Origin of the sequence: Paracidovorax anthurii (genome assembly GCF_003269065.1) — a bacterium.
Classification (GTDB): Bacteria; Pseudomonadota; Gammaproteobacteria; order Burkholderiales; family Burkholderiaceae_C; genus Paracidovorax; species Paracidovorax anthurii.
The window spans coordinates 1-13,255 of sequence record NZ_QLTA01000080.1 but is presented as its reverse complement, the minus strand read 5'-3'; the positions used below and the strand labels follow the sequence as shown (position 1 = coordinate 13,255).

Here is a 13,255-nt window from a genome sequence, read left to right as displayed (position 1 = left end):
CCGGGGCATCCAGTACTGCTCTGGCTACTACCAGGCCATCCACGATCGCCACGGGCTGACCTGCTCGATGACCGATGGCTACGATTGCTACCAGAACGCACTGGCCGAGCGGGTCAATGGCATTCTCAAAGGCGAGTTCCTGCTGTGCAGACCTGCCGATCTGGCGCAGGCCCGGCGCATGGTGAGCCAGTCAGTTCCCATCTACAACAACCAACGGCCTCATCTGTCGTTGAAAATGCAAACGCCCGATGCCGTGCATCGGGCGTCTCTGGCCGGCCAATGCCGGTCTGTTCAATGATCCAGGTGTCAACCTAGATCAGGACGGGTCAGTCGCCGCACAGTTTTTCCAGATCCCCTGGGATCTGGTCTGCCGGGCGGAAGATGGTCTTTCCCATCTGGGCGCTGCTCGATCCGGTGGCGAAGGCCGGCAGGGGAAGCGCCACGAAAGAGGCTCCGTGCTCATGGAGTTTGGCAATGTCCTGGGGCTCATAGGTCCTCAAGGTCAGTCCTGCCGGTGCGGCTGCCCAAGACTGGCGAACCTGTGCAGGTTCGATTTTGTGCTTGCCACGAGCCAATGCCAGCACGTAGTTGAATGAAAGCTTTCCCTGGAGGGTGTTGAACTTGTCATCGGGCGCATACGCGACCGAGTGCACGGCATGTAGCAGTTCGGGAGAAAGCTCGCTCTTGAGGTGCCCTCGCGGAATGCTTTCGAGCACTTCGCGTGCGATCTGCTCGGAGGCATGGGCCTTCGCACCGTGCTGGCTGAGTCCATGCGAGGCTGTTCTTGGGCGGGGCTGGTCATGTCCCGACGTGCGAGTGGCGGGTGCGCCGTGAAGGCCCTCGGGCACCGTATGGCGCTTTGTTCTGGTGGATGCCGTGGCTGTGTCGCGCGCCGTATGCGCAAGGGAGTGCGAGGTACTGAGGGAGGTGGCCGTTCTAGCACCAACAATGGGTTTTGGCATGGGGCTGTCTGCAAAGAATGCTCCTATCCTGATGGCTATGGAACTTCTGGCCGACATCGATCGGAAGCGCGATGCATGTTTGCGAAGCACACCGCAAGGACTCGTTGCCATGCGAGGTGCTCGTTCTGGTTCTGTGCGCTCAGGCAACGGCCTGGAGGCACCCGTTCCATAGGTTGGTAATTCCGCAGTTAAAACGGCATGAAGCCGGAGGCCAGGGCGCGGCAAGGCCAGGCAGCGCAGTGATCCCTTGGGTGGCGAAATCTTCCTCCGGCTGGCCACGGGCCGGAATCGAGCCCGTCAGCGCAGTACCAGCACCGGCACCTGCGAGTGCGTGAGCACGTGCTGCGTCTCGCTGCCCAGCAGCAGCCGCTTGAGGCCCTTGCGGCCGTGCGAGGCCATCACGATCAGGTCGCACTGGTGCTTGGCGGCGGCGGCGATGATGGCCTCGGCCACCAGGTCCGACTTGGTGACCACGGCCTTGACCTTCACGCCCTGGGCCGCGCCCTGCTGCTTGATGCCATCCACCAGCCCCTGGGCCTGGGCGGCCCACTGGCTTTCGATGCGGCGCGCCTCGGCGGCGTCCACCGGGGAGCCGCCCTCGAAATAGCTGCGCGGATAGCGCGGCACGACCTTGAGCGCCACCACGCTGCCGCCCGAGAGCCGGGCCAGGGAAATTCCGTGGCCGACCGCCTTGGCGGAAAGGTCGGAGCCGTCGGTGGCGATGAGAATGCGTTGGTAGGGCATCGGTAAATCTCCGTGGTGGATGTGCTGGCGGCCCTGGCCGGGGAGGGCTTTTCCCCGCCAGATTAGGTGCCTTGCGCCGCCCATGTCTTGATGTGTGTCAATGCGCCCGGAGGCCATGGGCCCTAGCCTCCAGGCCCATGATCCCCGATCTTTCCGCGCCCCCGCTGTCGGCCGATGCCGCCACCGCGCTGCTCGACGATCCCCAGGAATGGCCCGCGTTCGGCCGGCCCTGGCGGCCGGGGGAGGTGCCGGCCGCCGGCGCGGACGCGGCCGGTGTGTGGGAGTCGCACGTGGTGCTCTCCGGCATGCACTGCGCGGCCTGCGCCCTCACGATCGAGGACGCGCTGCGCGCCGTGCTCGGCGTGCTGCAGGCCGACGTGAGCGCGGCCACGCACCGCGCGCGCGTGGTGTGGGACGCGGCCCGCACGCGGCCCTCGGGCTGGATGGCGGCCGTCGCGCGCGCCGGCTACCACGCGCTGCCCGCCCTGGACGCCCTCGCGCGCGAGCAGCGCCGGCGCGATCACCGCCAGGCGCTCTGGCGCTGGCTGGTGGCGGGCTTTTGCATGATGCAGGTGATGATGTACGCGTGGCCCGCGTACGTGGCGCAGCCCGGCGACCTCTCCGCCGAGATGGAGCGGCTCCTGCGCTGGGCCTCGTGGGTCATCACGCTGCCGATGATGATCTTCTCGTGCGGGCCGTTCTTTTCGAGCGCGCTGCGCGACCTGCGGCTGCGCCGCGTGAGCATGGACCTGCCGGTGGCCCTGGGCATGGGCATCACCTTCGTGGTCAGCACGGCGGGCACCTTCGACCCCGCCGGCCTCTTCGGGCGCGAGGTGTACTACGACTCGCTCACCATGTTCGTGTGCTTCCTGCTCACCGGCCGCTGGCTGGAGACGCGCCTGCGCGACCGCACGGCGGGTGCCCTGGAGGCGCTGATGAACCGCCTGCCCGATAGCGTGGAGCGCCGGGGCGCGGACGGCGCCTTCGCGCGCGTGGCCGCGCGCCGGCTGGCCGTGGGCGACTGCATCCGCGTGCTGCCGGGCGAGGCGTTCCCGGCCGACGGCTGCATCGGGCGCGGCGCCACGCAGGTGGACGAGGCCCTGCTCACGGGCGAATCCACGCCCCTGCCGCGCGCCGAGGGCGACGCCGTGGCGGCCGGCAGCTACAACCTGCAGGCGCCCGTGGAGGTGTGCGTGGAGCGCGTGGGCGGCGACACGCGCTTCGCCCAGATCGTGGCGCTGATGGAAAGCGCCTCGGCGCAAAAACCCCGCCTGGCGCAACTGGCCGACCGCATCGCCCGGCCGTTCCTGGCGGGCGTGCTGCTGGCGGCCGCGCTGGCCGCCGCATGGTGGTGGCCGAGCGACCCCGGGCATGCGCTGATGGTGGCCGTGGCGGTGCTGATCGTGACCTGCCCGTGCGCGCTCTCGCTGGCCACGCCCGTGGCCATGCTCACGGCCGCCGGCGCGCTCGCGCGGCAGGGCGTGCTGGTGCGCAACCTGCAGGGCCTGGAGGCCCTGGCGTGCGTGGACACGGTGGTCTTCGACAAGACCGGCACGCTCACGCGCGACGGCATGGCGATCGCCGGCATCCATCCGGCCGAGGGCTGGACGCGCGCGGACGCCCTGGCGCTGGCCGCCGAGCTGGCGCGGCATTCGCTGCACCCGCTCTCGCGCGCGCTGGTGGCTGCCACCGCCGGGGGCGGCGATGCCCCCGACGCGCCGCAGGAGCCCCCGCGCTGGCGGCTGAGCGGGGTGCGCGAGGTGGCCGGGCTGGGGCTGGTGGCGCGCGTGGACGATGCGCAGGGCCGGTGGGCGCCCGCGATCCTGCGGCTGGGCCGGGCCGATGCGGATGCGGGGAGCGTGCAGCAGGTCGCGCTGCGCGCGGAGCCGCTCGCGGAGGGTGGGGATGGCGGGGGCGCGCAGCCCTGGCCGGCCGTGGTGGCCCGCTTCGACTGGAGCGAGGACCTGCGCCCCGAGGCGGCCCAGGTGGTGCGCGAACTGCGCGAGGCCGGCGTGGCGGTCGAGCTGCTTTCGGGCGACCGGGCCGAGGCCGTGGCGCGCGTGGCGGCCCGCGCGGGCATCGACGCCGCGCGGGGCGACTGCTCCCCGCAGGACAAGCTCGCGCGCATGCGCGCGCTGCAGGCCGCCGGGCACCGCGTGGCCATGGTTGGCGACGGGCTCAACGACGGCCCCGTGCTCGCGGGCGCGCACGTTGCCTTCGCCTTCGGGCGGGCCGTGCCGCTGGCGCGCTCGCGCGCGGACTTCGTGGTGATGGGCGACCACCTCGCGCTCGTGGGCCGCAGCGTGCTGCTGGCGCGCCGCACGCTGCGCGTGGTGCGCCAGAACCTGGCCTGGGCCGCGGCCTACAACGCGCTGTGCGTGCCGCTCGCGGTGGCCGGGTGGATGCCGGCGTGGCTCGCGGGGCTGGGCATGGCGCTCAGCTCGCTGCTGGTGGTGGCGAATGCGGCGCGCCTCGCGCGCACCCAGGCGCCGCCGCGGGGGAGCGCGCCGCGCGCCGCGCCCGGCGCCCCTGCGCTCGGAGCCGCATGATGGACATCCTCTACCTGCTCATCCCCCTCTCGGTCGTGCTCGTGCTGCTGATCCTCATCGGCCTCTGGTGGGCCATCGACCGGGGCCAGTTCGAGAACGTCGAACAGGAGGGCGAGCGCATCCTCCGGGACGATTGACCGGAAGAACGTGTTCATGGTCTCCGGTTGCGCCGATCCGGGCCTTGGCCGCACACGAGGACGCTAGCCGCGCCGGCGCCTGGGGATCACCGAAAGCTGCATCACGCTGCGGGCCGGCGCGGGGCCGATGGCGACCTGCTGCGGCGGCAGGTCCACCAGCTGGTCGGCCTGCCAGACCTTGACCTGGGCCGGGCCGTCCGGCAGATCCTCGAACGCCGCGGTGCCGTCGGCCGCCGTCTTGGCGGCCCAGGGCGAATCGCTGGCGTAGATGTAGCCGCGCATCGAGCCATGGATGAAGCAGCCCAGCAGCGTCGCGCCCAGCGCGCCGGCCTTGTCCAGCACCACATCCACGCCCTTGGGCGGCCGGCCCTCGGTCTTGCCTTCCAGCCGCAGCTCGAAACCCGCGTTGGCGGCGTTGAACTGCCCGAGGCCCGCCGGCGAGCTGCGCACATGGTGGTCCCATGCGTCGTCGTTCAGGAACTGCACCCTGGCACCCGTGGCGACCAGCGTCACCGCCGGGATGAACTGCATCTTCTCCTGGTGGATGGTGGCCTGCTTCGGCAACGGCACCCTCGGCGTGCCGCCGGGGGCCGCCGGAACGACCACCACCACGGCGTCCTGCACGGGCTTGCCGTCCTTGTCCAGGACGGAGACGGACAGCCCGCCGGCCGCCGCCCATCCGCCCAGCAGCGGCAGGGCCAGCGCGAGGAGGGCCTTTGTCAGCGCCGGGCCGCCCCGTGGTGAAAAACGCCCTCGTGGCGGGGCAGCGACCCCGCGCAGCGCGGGAGCGTGGAGATCCGTTTTCATGGCTGTCCCTCCGTGCCTTGCGGCGTGATGATGTCGCGGTGCATGGGGGCGAGCAGGGCCAGCATCTCGTTTTGCGAGCGAAACGGAATGCCCCGCGCATCCATGCTTTGCTGCAGCACTTCGACCAGTGCGTGGAAGTCCGACTTCCGGATGTCGAGGTTGGCGTGCGAGCTTTTCATGTCGGCGCCCTTGTACACGCAAGGGCCGCCACCCAGCGCGCAGAACTGGTCCACCAGCTGCTCCTTGATGCGCTGCTGGTTGGCCGGCTGGAAGTACGGCCGGGTGCGCGGGTCCGCCAGCAGGCGGGCCATGAAGTCGTCCATCAGCGCGATGAGGCCGGCCTTCTCGCCGAAGGCCTGGTAGAGCGGGGCGCTGGCGGGTGCGGCCATGGCCGGGGAGGGCTGGGCCTGCACGGCGCCCGCCAGCCACAGGCCGCAGGCCGCCAGGCCGAGGGAGATGAGTGTTTGTTTCTGCATGGGCATGTCCATGGACGGGGGTGGTGGGGGGGATGCGGTCAGAAGGCGACCTGGGCCGACGCGTAGTAGCCGGTCTGCCTGCGGTTGCCGGACGTGGCGGGCACGATGGTGCCCAGATCCACGAAGGCCAGCGTGAGCGAGAAATTCCGGGAGGGGGCCCAGGCGATGAAGACGTCTTTCCAGGCGCCGGACCGCAGGCCGTTGCCCAGCCCGGCGGCGTTGCCGGCGCTCTCCAGCCGGTTGCGCATGCTGCGGTATTCGGCGCCCACCGCGATGTCGTGGCCGAGCAGATAGGCGACGGAGACCTCCGGCTGCAGGCTGTAGCCGGTTTCGCGGCCGCCCAGCGTGGCGCCGTGGCCCAGCAGGCCGTTCTGGTTGGCCCGGGTGGCGCGCAGCGTGCCGTTGACCAGCAGGCCCTGCTTCAGGAACAGCTTGGTCGCGCTCACGTACAGATCGGTGCCGTGGCGCCGGGCGCCCAGCGCATCCAGCGTGGCATCCAGCCCGGTGGAGCCCAGCGACTTGTACTGCACGCCCACGGCCACCTGGGGCACCAGGGTGTCGCTGTCCAGGATGGCATCGCCCAGCACCCGCAGCTTGGCGCCCACGACCGTCTGCCGCAGGTGCAGGCCGGGCAGGCCCAGCGCGCTGCCGGTGTTCCGTGTATCGAAATCCTGCTGCGCCACCGACAGTTCGAGCCGGTCGTGAATGCCGACCGCCGCGCCGTAGGCGGTCATTGCGTAGTCGCGGGTGCTGGCGCGGGTGGTGAAGGCGGAGGCCCCCGTTTCGCCATCCGTCGCGTTGCTGCCGATCACCGCCCAGGGGCTGAGCCCGCCGCCGGCCGCGCCCTCGATCGTGCTCACGCCCCCCGTGAGCAGGAGTTTTCCGGTGTCGGCGCAGGCGGCGAACGGGGCCAGGGCCGCAGAAGCGGCCAGAAGGGTGGGAGCGAGCTTGGGATGCATGGGCGATGTGCGTGGGTGGGGCGGGATGGCGCAGGCGTGGCGCCTGCCGTGTCTGCGGTACGGCGCCCTGGGGGCTTCGGATTCACGCGTGGCGGCACCGGCCGCCATGCCCCGGCGGGCGCGGCGGCCTTGAATCCGATGCGGGCCCCGTGCCGTAAGAAGGGCACGGACGCCGGTGATCGGCTCCGAAATGCTGCCGGTTCTCAGGCAGGCACACCGTTGGACACGGCAGGATGTGTATGAATTCAAGAGTTGCGCCCGTTGGCGGGGCAGGGGTCCCGGGGCGGGTTCGGCGCATGGCGCGCCTGGGGATGCCGCTGCTGGCGATGGCCCTGCTGGCCGTGGCCGGCCAGGCTTTGCCGCAGGCCTCCGTGCCCGCGAAGGCCCGCGAGTGGCACACGCCGCCGCCGGGCGACGTGGCACGCGGGGCCGTGCTTTACCGGCAGCAATGCACGGCATGCCACGCCATCGACAGCAACAAGACCGGGCCCGCGCACCGCGGCGTGATGGGTCGGCGCGTCGGCAGCCTGCCGGGCTACCCGTATTCCGAGGCGCTTTCGCATTCACGCCTGCGCTGGACCCCGCAGACGCTCGACGTCTGGCTCGCGGACCCGGAGGAGCTGGTGGCCGGCCAGCGCATGGACTACCAGGTCGAGGACCCGCAGGAACGCGCCGACCTGATCGCCTTCCTGGCCACGCTGAAATAGTCCTCCGGCCCCCCGGCCGCCGCGCGCGAAAGCGCCGTGGCCGTCACGTTGGCGGCGCGCCGTTGCGAGGCGTGTAACTCCCGGCACTTGATTTTTCGGGGCGATTGACGTGTGTCAATGCCCCGGATGCGCTGCAGGCAGAAACTTTCCGTGCAATCAATGAGGTGCACGATGGATTCTCCAACAACCAATGCCGCGCACTACAACGACACGGTCGTGCGGCAGTTTTCTATCATGGCCGTGGTATGGGGCGTGGTCGGCATGCTGGTGGGCGTCATCATCGCCGCGCAGCTCGCCTGGCCCGAACTCAACTTCGGCATCCCCTGGCTCAGCTACGGCCGCCTGCGGCCGCTGCACACCAACGCGGTGATCTTCGCGTTCGGCGGCTGCGCGCTCTTCGCCACCAGCTACTACGTCGTGCAGCGCACGGGCCAGGTGCGCCTCTTCGCGGGCCCGCTCGCCGCCTTCACCTTCTGGGGCTGGCAGGCCGTGATCGTGGCCGCGGCCATCAGCCTGCCGCTGGGCTACACCACCGGCAAGGAATACGCCGAGCTGGAGTGGCCCATCGACATCCTCATCACGCTGGTGTGGGTGTCCTACGCCATCGTGTTCTTCGGCACCGTGGGCAAGCGCCGCGTGCGCCACATCTACGTGGCCAACTGGTTCTTCGGCGGCTTCATCCTGGCCGTGGCCCTGCTGCACGTGGTCAACAGCGCGGAAGTGCCGGCCGGCTGGATGAAGAGCTACTCGGCCTATGCCGGCGTGCAGGACGCCATGGTGCAATGGTGGTACGGCCACAACGCGGTGGGTTTCTTCCTCACGGCCGGGTTCCTGGGGATGATGTACTACTTCATCCCGAAGCAGGCGGGCCGCCCGGTGTACTCGTACCGCCTCTCGATCGTGCACTTCTGGGCGCTGATCTTCACCTACATGTGGGCCGGCCCCCACCACCTGCACTACACCGCGCTGCCCGACTGGACGCAATCGGTGGGCATGGTGTTCTCGCTCATCCTGCTGGCGCCGAGCTGGGGCGGAATGATCAACGGGATCATGACCCTCTCGGGCGCATGGCACAAGCTGCGCGACGACCCCATCCTGCGCTTCCTGATCGTGTCGCTGTCGTTCTACGGCATGGCCACGTTCGAAGGGCCGATGATGTCCATCAAGACCGTCAACGCCCTGAGCCACTACACCGACTGGACCGTGGGCCACGTGCACGCCGGCGCCCTCGGCTGGGTGGGCCTGATCACCATGGGCTCGCTCTACTACCTCGTGCCGCGCCTCTTCGGCCGCGAGAAGATGCACTCCATCAAGGCGATCGAGCTGCACTTCTGGATGTCCACCATCGGCATCGTGCTCTACATCGCCGCGATGTGGATCGCCGGCGTGATGCAGGGCCTGATGTGGCGCGCGGTCAATGCCGACGGCACGCTCACCTACACCTTCGTCGAGAGCGTGAAGGCCACCTATCCCTTCTACGTCATCCGCTTCGCGGGCGGCCTGCTGTACCTGGGCGGCATGCTCGTCATGGCCTGGAACGTCTGGAAGACCGCCATGGCCGGCCGCTCGGTCAAGGTGCAGATCCCGGCCGTGAGCCCGGCCCACGCCTGAAAACCGAGGAGCGCATCCATGTCCGACAACACCAAAGCATCCGCCGGTTTCTCCCACGAGAAGATCGAGACCAACAACTTCCTCATGATCGTGCTGATCGTGCTGGTGGTGGCCGTGGGCGGCCTGGCCGAGATCGTGCCGCTGTTCTTCCAGAAGTCCACCACCGAGCCGGTGAACGGCGTGCAGCCCTACACGGCCACGCAGCTCCTGGGCCGCGACATCTACCTGCGCGAGGGCTGCTACAACTGCCACTCGCAGATGATCCGCCCCTTCCGCGCCGAGACGCTGCGCTACGGCCACTACTCGGTGGCCGGCGAGTTCGTCTATGACCACCCCTTCCAGTGGGGCAGCAAGCGCACCGGCCCCGACCTGCACCGCGTGGGCGGCAAGTACAGCGACGAGTGGCACCGCATCCACCTGAACAACCCGCGCGACCTGGTGCCCGAATCCAACATGCCCGCCTACCCGTGGCTGGAGAAGACGGCGGTCGATCCTGCCGTGGCGGCGCCGCGCATGAAGGCCCTGCGCACCGTGGGCGTGCCCTACACCGACGAGCAGATCGCCGGCGCGGCCGAAGAGGTCAAGGGCAAGACCGAGCTGGACGTCCTCGTGGCCTACCTGCAGGTCATGGGCCGCGCGCTCAAGTAACCCGGGAGGCCGATCATGGACATCACCACGGTGCGCATCATCGCCACGCTGGTTTCCTTCGCCTGCTTCATCGGCATCCTGGGGTGGACGTTCGCGCGCCACAACCGGGCCCGGTTCGACGAGGCGGCGCAGCTGCCCTTCGCCGAGCAGGATGTTTCCCCGAATCCTTCCAAGAACGAGAACAACCATGAGTGACTTCACCCACAATTTCTGGTCGGTGTACGTTGCGGGACTGACCCTCGTCGGCATCGTCGGCTGCGTGATCCTGCTGTGGGTCACCGCGCGCAAGAAGACCCAGCCACGCGCCGACAACACCACGGGCCACGTCTGGGATGGCGACCTCACCGAGATGGACAACCCCATGCCCCGCTGGTGGATGTGGCTGTTCGTCATCACCATCGTCTTCGGGCTGGGCTACCTGGCCGCCTATCCGGGCCTGGGCAAGTTCAGCGGCCAGCTCGGCTGGTCGCAGCACGGCGAATACGAGAACGAAATGGCCAAGGCCAAGGCGGAGCTCGACCCCCTCTACGCCCGTTTCACGGCGATGACGACCGAGCAGGTGGCCGCCAACCCCGAGGCCATGGCCATCGGCGAGCGGCTCTTCATGAACAACTGCGCGCAGTGCCACGGCTCCGATGCGCGCGGCAGCAAGGGCTTCCCCAACCTGGCCGACAACGACTGGCTGCACGGCGGCACGCCCGCCAACATCCGCGAGACGCTGGAGAAGGGCCGCATCGGCACCATGCCGCCCATGGCGGCGGCCGTGGGCTCGCCCGAGGACGTGCGCAACCTCGCCCACTATGTGCTGAGCCTCTCGGGCAGCCCGCACGACTCGCTGCGCGCCTCGCTGGGCAAGTCCAAGTTCACCGCGTGCGCGGCATGCCACGGCATGGACGGCAAGGGCAACACCGCGCTGGGCGCGCCCAACCTGACCGACGACATCTGGCTGCACGGCTGGGGCGAGGCCGCCATCACCGCGATGATCAACAACGGCAAGGTGAACCAGATGCCGGCCCAGGCCGACAAGCTCACCGACGCGCAGATCGGCGTGCTGGCCGCCTACGTGTGGGGCCTGTCCCACCGGCCGGGCGCGGCGCGCTGACCCTTTCCGCGGGGGCGGCGCCGGCCGGCGTGCCTCCCTTCGCGGGTGATTCCCCCGATGTGACGACCGGCCAGTGACAACGCAGACCCACCATGAAGCCACCTGACGGGAAGCCACGCAAGGTCATACCGATCTCACCCGCCGCAGCCGCGGAGGGCGCTTCGGCCCAGGCCGAAGTCGTCTCCCTCTACGAAGCCCAGAAGAAGATCTATCCGAGGTCCATCTCCGGCGTGTTCGCGCGCTGGCGGTGGGCCATGGTGTTTCTCACCCAGCTCGTGTTCTACGGCCTGCCCTGGCTCGAATGGGGCCAGCGGCAGATGGTGCTGTTCGACCTGGGCGCGCGGCGCTTCTACATCTTCGGGCTGGTGCTCTACCCGCAGGATTTCATCTATCTCACGGGCCTGCTCATCATCTCGGCCCTCTCGCTCTTTCTCTTCACCGCCGTGGCGGGCCGCCTGTGGTGCGGCTTCGCGTGCCCGCAGACCGTCTACACCGAGATGTTCATGTGGATCGAGCACAAGGTGGAGGGCGACCGCAGCGCGCGCCTGCGGCTGGACAACGGGCCCTGGACCGTCGAGAAGCTGCGCAAGAAAAGCCTCAAGCAGTTCCTCTGGGTGGCCGTCTCCGCGTGGACGGGGTTCACCTTCGTGGGCTACTTCGTGCCGATCCGCGAACTGGGCGCGGAACTGCTGGCGCTGCAGGGCTCGTGGCAGCTTTTCTGGGTGGCCTTCTACAGCTTCGCCACCTATGGCAACGCGGGCTTCCTGCGCGAGCAGGTGTGCAAGTACATGTGCCCGTACGCGCGCTTCCAGAGCGCGATGTTCGACAAGGACACGCTCGTCGTCACCTACGACGGGGCGCGCGGCGAGGTGCGCGGCCCGCGCAACAAGTCCATCGACCACCGCGCCAGGGGCCTGGGCGACTGCATCGACTGCACGCTGTGCGTGCAGGTCTGCCCCGTGGGCATCGACATCCGCGACGGGCTGCAGTACGAGTGCATCGGCTGCGGCCTCTGTGTGGATGCGTGCAACACCGTCATGGACAAGATGAAGTACCCGCGCGGCCTCATCCGCTACTCCACGCAGAACGGCGTGGCCCACCGCTGGAGCCAGCCGCAGATGCTGCGCCGCGTGCTGCGGCCGCGCGTGCTCATCTACACGGCGGTGCTCGTGGCGCTGTGCGTGGGCATGCTCGCGAGCCTGGTGGTGCGCACCCCGCTCAAGGTGGACGTGGTGCGCGACCGTGCCGCGCTCTCGCGCATCGTGGCGGGCGGCCGGCTGGAGAACGTGTACCGGCTGCAGATCATGAACGCCACCGAGGCGCCGCAGCGCTACCGCATCGCAGCCTCGGGCCTGGAGGGCATCGCGGTGGCCTCCGAGCCCGACGTGGAGATCGGGCCCGCGCAGTCGCGCTGGGTGGCGGTGCGCCTGCAGATCCCCTACGGGTCGGCCGCGCCGGGCTCCCATCCGGTGTCGTTCGACATCGAGGCCCAGGGCACCGGAGCCCATGTCCGGGAGAAGTCCATCTTCCTGGTGCCGCGCTGAGGCGGCGGCGGGCCGGTGGTTGGTGTTATTCAGTATGGTGTCCCCCCGGCACGCATGGTGTGATGGGGACGTGATGACGAAGGAGTTCGTGATGACAACAAAGCCTTCCGCAAGCGTGGCCGCGCAGCCCTGGTGGAAATTCGGCCATATGTGGCTGGTGGTCGCCGGCCCGGCCGTGGTGGTGGTGGCGGGGCTCACCACCGCGTGGCTGGCCGTGCGCCAGCCCGATCCGGTGGTGGCGGAGGACTACTACCGCCGCGGCATCGAGATCAACCGCACGCTGGAGCAGGGCCGCGCCGATGGCATGGCGCCCGCGATGAAGGCGCGCAACCACGTGGCCACGCCCGTGCACGACCAGCCGCGCTGAGCGGATTGCGCACCCCGCGTGGCCGTCCGGGGAACGCCCTGGCCCCGCCCCCTTCGTTCGTTCGTTCTTCAGTTTTCCATAGCGCTACGCGCTACCCGCAACGCATGAAACTGGCGCTGCGTTCCTCGTCCAATGGCCGCGGAGCAGGCCACGCCAGCAAACGCCGTGGAGCGAGCTTCGCTCGGCCACTGGCGGTGTCCCCCTTCCCGCAGGAGAAGGGGCTGAAGGCCGCGGCTCCAAGCCTGCCTGCGCAGGCTTGGACGGCCCTGAAGAGCTGCCGCCTCTGGCGGCTGCACCGAGGCGCGAAGCGCCACAGGGGGTTGTTGTTTCATCTCAGTTATCCATTGCGCTGCGCGCCACCCGCAGGACATGAAACAGGCGCCTAATGGCGGGCGCAGCGTCCGGCACCGAGGTCGGTTCGTACTTGGTGCTTCGAGCCCGTATCTCAGTTGGACCCGCGGCCTCACGAGCACCCCAGACTGTTGCCCTGAGCCTTCGGTTCTTGAGCACGCATTTCAGACTTCGATGACGTGGGCCGCACGCCGATGGCGCCGCGAACAGGAGGTTGTCATGGAAGTGATCTACCCGCGCTGCGCGGGATTGGATGTGCACAAGCAAACGGTGGTGGCTTGCGCACGCATT

General features: G+C 69.2%; 14 protein-coding genes and 1 pseudogene. 10 read left to right on the top strand and 5 right to left on the bottom strand.

Annotated elements, in window-relative coordinates; translation table 11 throughout:
- Positions 1–298 (top strand): integrase core domain-containing protein (locus tag AX018_RS23280; RefSeq protein ID WP_146749421.1); only part of this gene is annotated, 298 nt, incomplete at its 5' end.
- 28 nt (positions 299–326) lie between these two features.
- On the opposite strand, the gene AX018_RS24995 is transcribed toward AX018_RS23280, so the two are convergent.
- Positions 327–962 (bottom strand): hypothetical protein, encoded by a 636-nt coding sequence (locus AX018_RS24995; protein ID WP_146749420.1) that lies wholly within the window; start codon positions 960–962, stop codon positions 327–329.
- A gap of 297 nt (positions 963–1,259) precedes the next feature.
- Positions 1,260–1,706, bottom strand: coding sequence for a universal stress protein (locus AX018_RS23270; RefSeq protein WP_111882471.1), 447 nt, complete (start codon positions 1,704–1,706; stop codon positions 1,260–1,262).
- Positions 1,707–1,843: 137 nt separating this feature from the next.
- Here AX018_RS23270 and AX018_RS23265 point away from each other — a divergent pair, with 137 nt between their 5' ends.
- Positions 1,844–4,255, top strand: a complete 2,412-nt coding sequence (locus AX018_RS23265) for a heavy metal translocating P-type ATPase (protein ID WP_111882469.1) — start codon at positions 1,844–1,846, stop codon at positions 4,253–4,255.
- The gene (ccoS, locus tag AX018_RS23260; RefSeq protein WP_111882467.1) at positions 4,255–4,392 is read left to right on the top strand and encodes a cbb3-type cytochrome oxidase assembly protein CcoS; all 138 of its coding nucleotides are present in this window, start codon (positions 4,255–4,257) and stop codon (positions 4,390–4,392) included. The genes AX018_RS23265 and ccoS overlap by 1 nt, the downstream gene beginning before the upstream one ends.
- Before the next feature lie 63 nt (positions 4,393–4,455).
- Here the strand turns inward: ccoS and AX018_RS23255 are convergent, their stop codons facing one another.
- From AX018_RS23255 to AX018_RS23245, 3 genes are read right to left on the bottom strand one after another with little or no spacing between them, the layout of a single operon-like run.
- Positions 4,456–5,199 (bottom strand): cupredoxin domain-containing protein, encoded by a 744-nt coding sequence (locus AX018_RS23255; protein WP_245951810.1) that lies wholly within the window; start codon positions 5,197–5,199, stop codon positions 4,456–4,458.
- Positions 5,196–5,675, bottom strand: coding sequence for a group I truncated hemoglobin (locus AX018_RS23250; RefSeq protein ID WP_111882483.1), 480 nt, complete (start codon positions 5,673–5,675; stop codon positions 5,196–5,198). Before AX018_RS23250 ends, AX018_RS23255 begins: the two co-directional genes overlap by 4 nt.
- Before the next feature lie 38 nt (positions 5,676–5,713).
- Positions 5,714–6,634, bottom strand: coding sequence for a DUF3034 family protein (locus AX018_RS23245; protein WP_111882464.1), 921 nt, complete (start codon positions 6,632–6,634; stop codon positions 5,714–5,716).
- A 296-nt stretch (positions 6,635–6,930) separates the two neighbouring features.
- On the opposite strand from AX018_RS23245, the gene AX018_RS23240 reads away from it, so the two are divergent.
- The 7 genes and pseudogenes from AX018_RS23240 (at position 6,931) to AX018_RS23210 (ending at position 12,613) form a co-directional block, all read left to right on the top strand.
- The gene (locus tag AX018_RS23240; protein WP_245951809.1) at positions 6,931–7,341 is read left to right on the top strand and encodes a c-type cytochrome; all 411 of its coding nucleotides are present in this window, start codon (positions 6,931–6,933) and stop codon (positions 7,339–7,341) included.
- Between the two features lie 171 nt (positions 7,342–7,512).
- On the top strand, positions 7,513–8,952 hold the full coding sequence (gene ccoN, locus AX018_RS23235; RefSeq protein ID WP_111882462.1) for a cytochrome-c oxidase, cbb3-type subunit I: 1,440 nt from the start codon (positions 7,513–7,515) through the stop codon (positions 8,950–8,952).
- Positions 8,953–8,970: 18 nt separating this feature from the next.
- Entirely contained in the window at positions 8,971–9,600 is a 630-nt protein-coding gene (gene ccoO, locus AX018_RS23230) for a cytochrome-c oxidase, cbb3-type subunit II (RefSeq protein WP_111882459.1), read from the top strand.
- 15 nt (positions 9,601–9,615) lie between these two features.
- Positions 9,616–9,753: pseudogene (locus tag AX018_RS23225) on the top strand (cbb3-type cytochrome oxidase subunit 3); the annotation flags it as partial.
- A 34-nt stretch (positions 9,754–9,787) separates the two neighbouring features.
- Positions 9,788–10,702, top strand: a complete 915-nt coding sequence (ccoP, locus tag AX018_RS23220; RefSeq protein WP_111882455.1) for a cytochrome-c oxidase, cbb3-type subunit III — start codon at positions 9,788–9,790, stop codon at positions 10,700–10,702.
- 92 nt (positions 10,703–10,794) lie between these two features.
- Positions 10,795–12,246, top strand: coding sequence for a cytochrome c oxidase accessory protein CcoG (gene ccoG / locus AX018_RS23215; RefSeq protein WP_111882452.1), 1,452 nt, complete (start codon positions 10,795–10,797; stop codon positions 12,244–12,246).
- Between the two features lie 91 nt (positions 12,247–12,337).
- A complete protein-coding gene (locus AX018_RS23210) occupies positions 12,338–12,613 on the top strand; it encodes a FixH family protein (RefSeq protein ID WP_111882477.1) in 276 nt (91 codons plus the stop codon).
- Positions 12,614–13,255 lie beyond the last annotated feature (642 nt).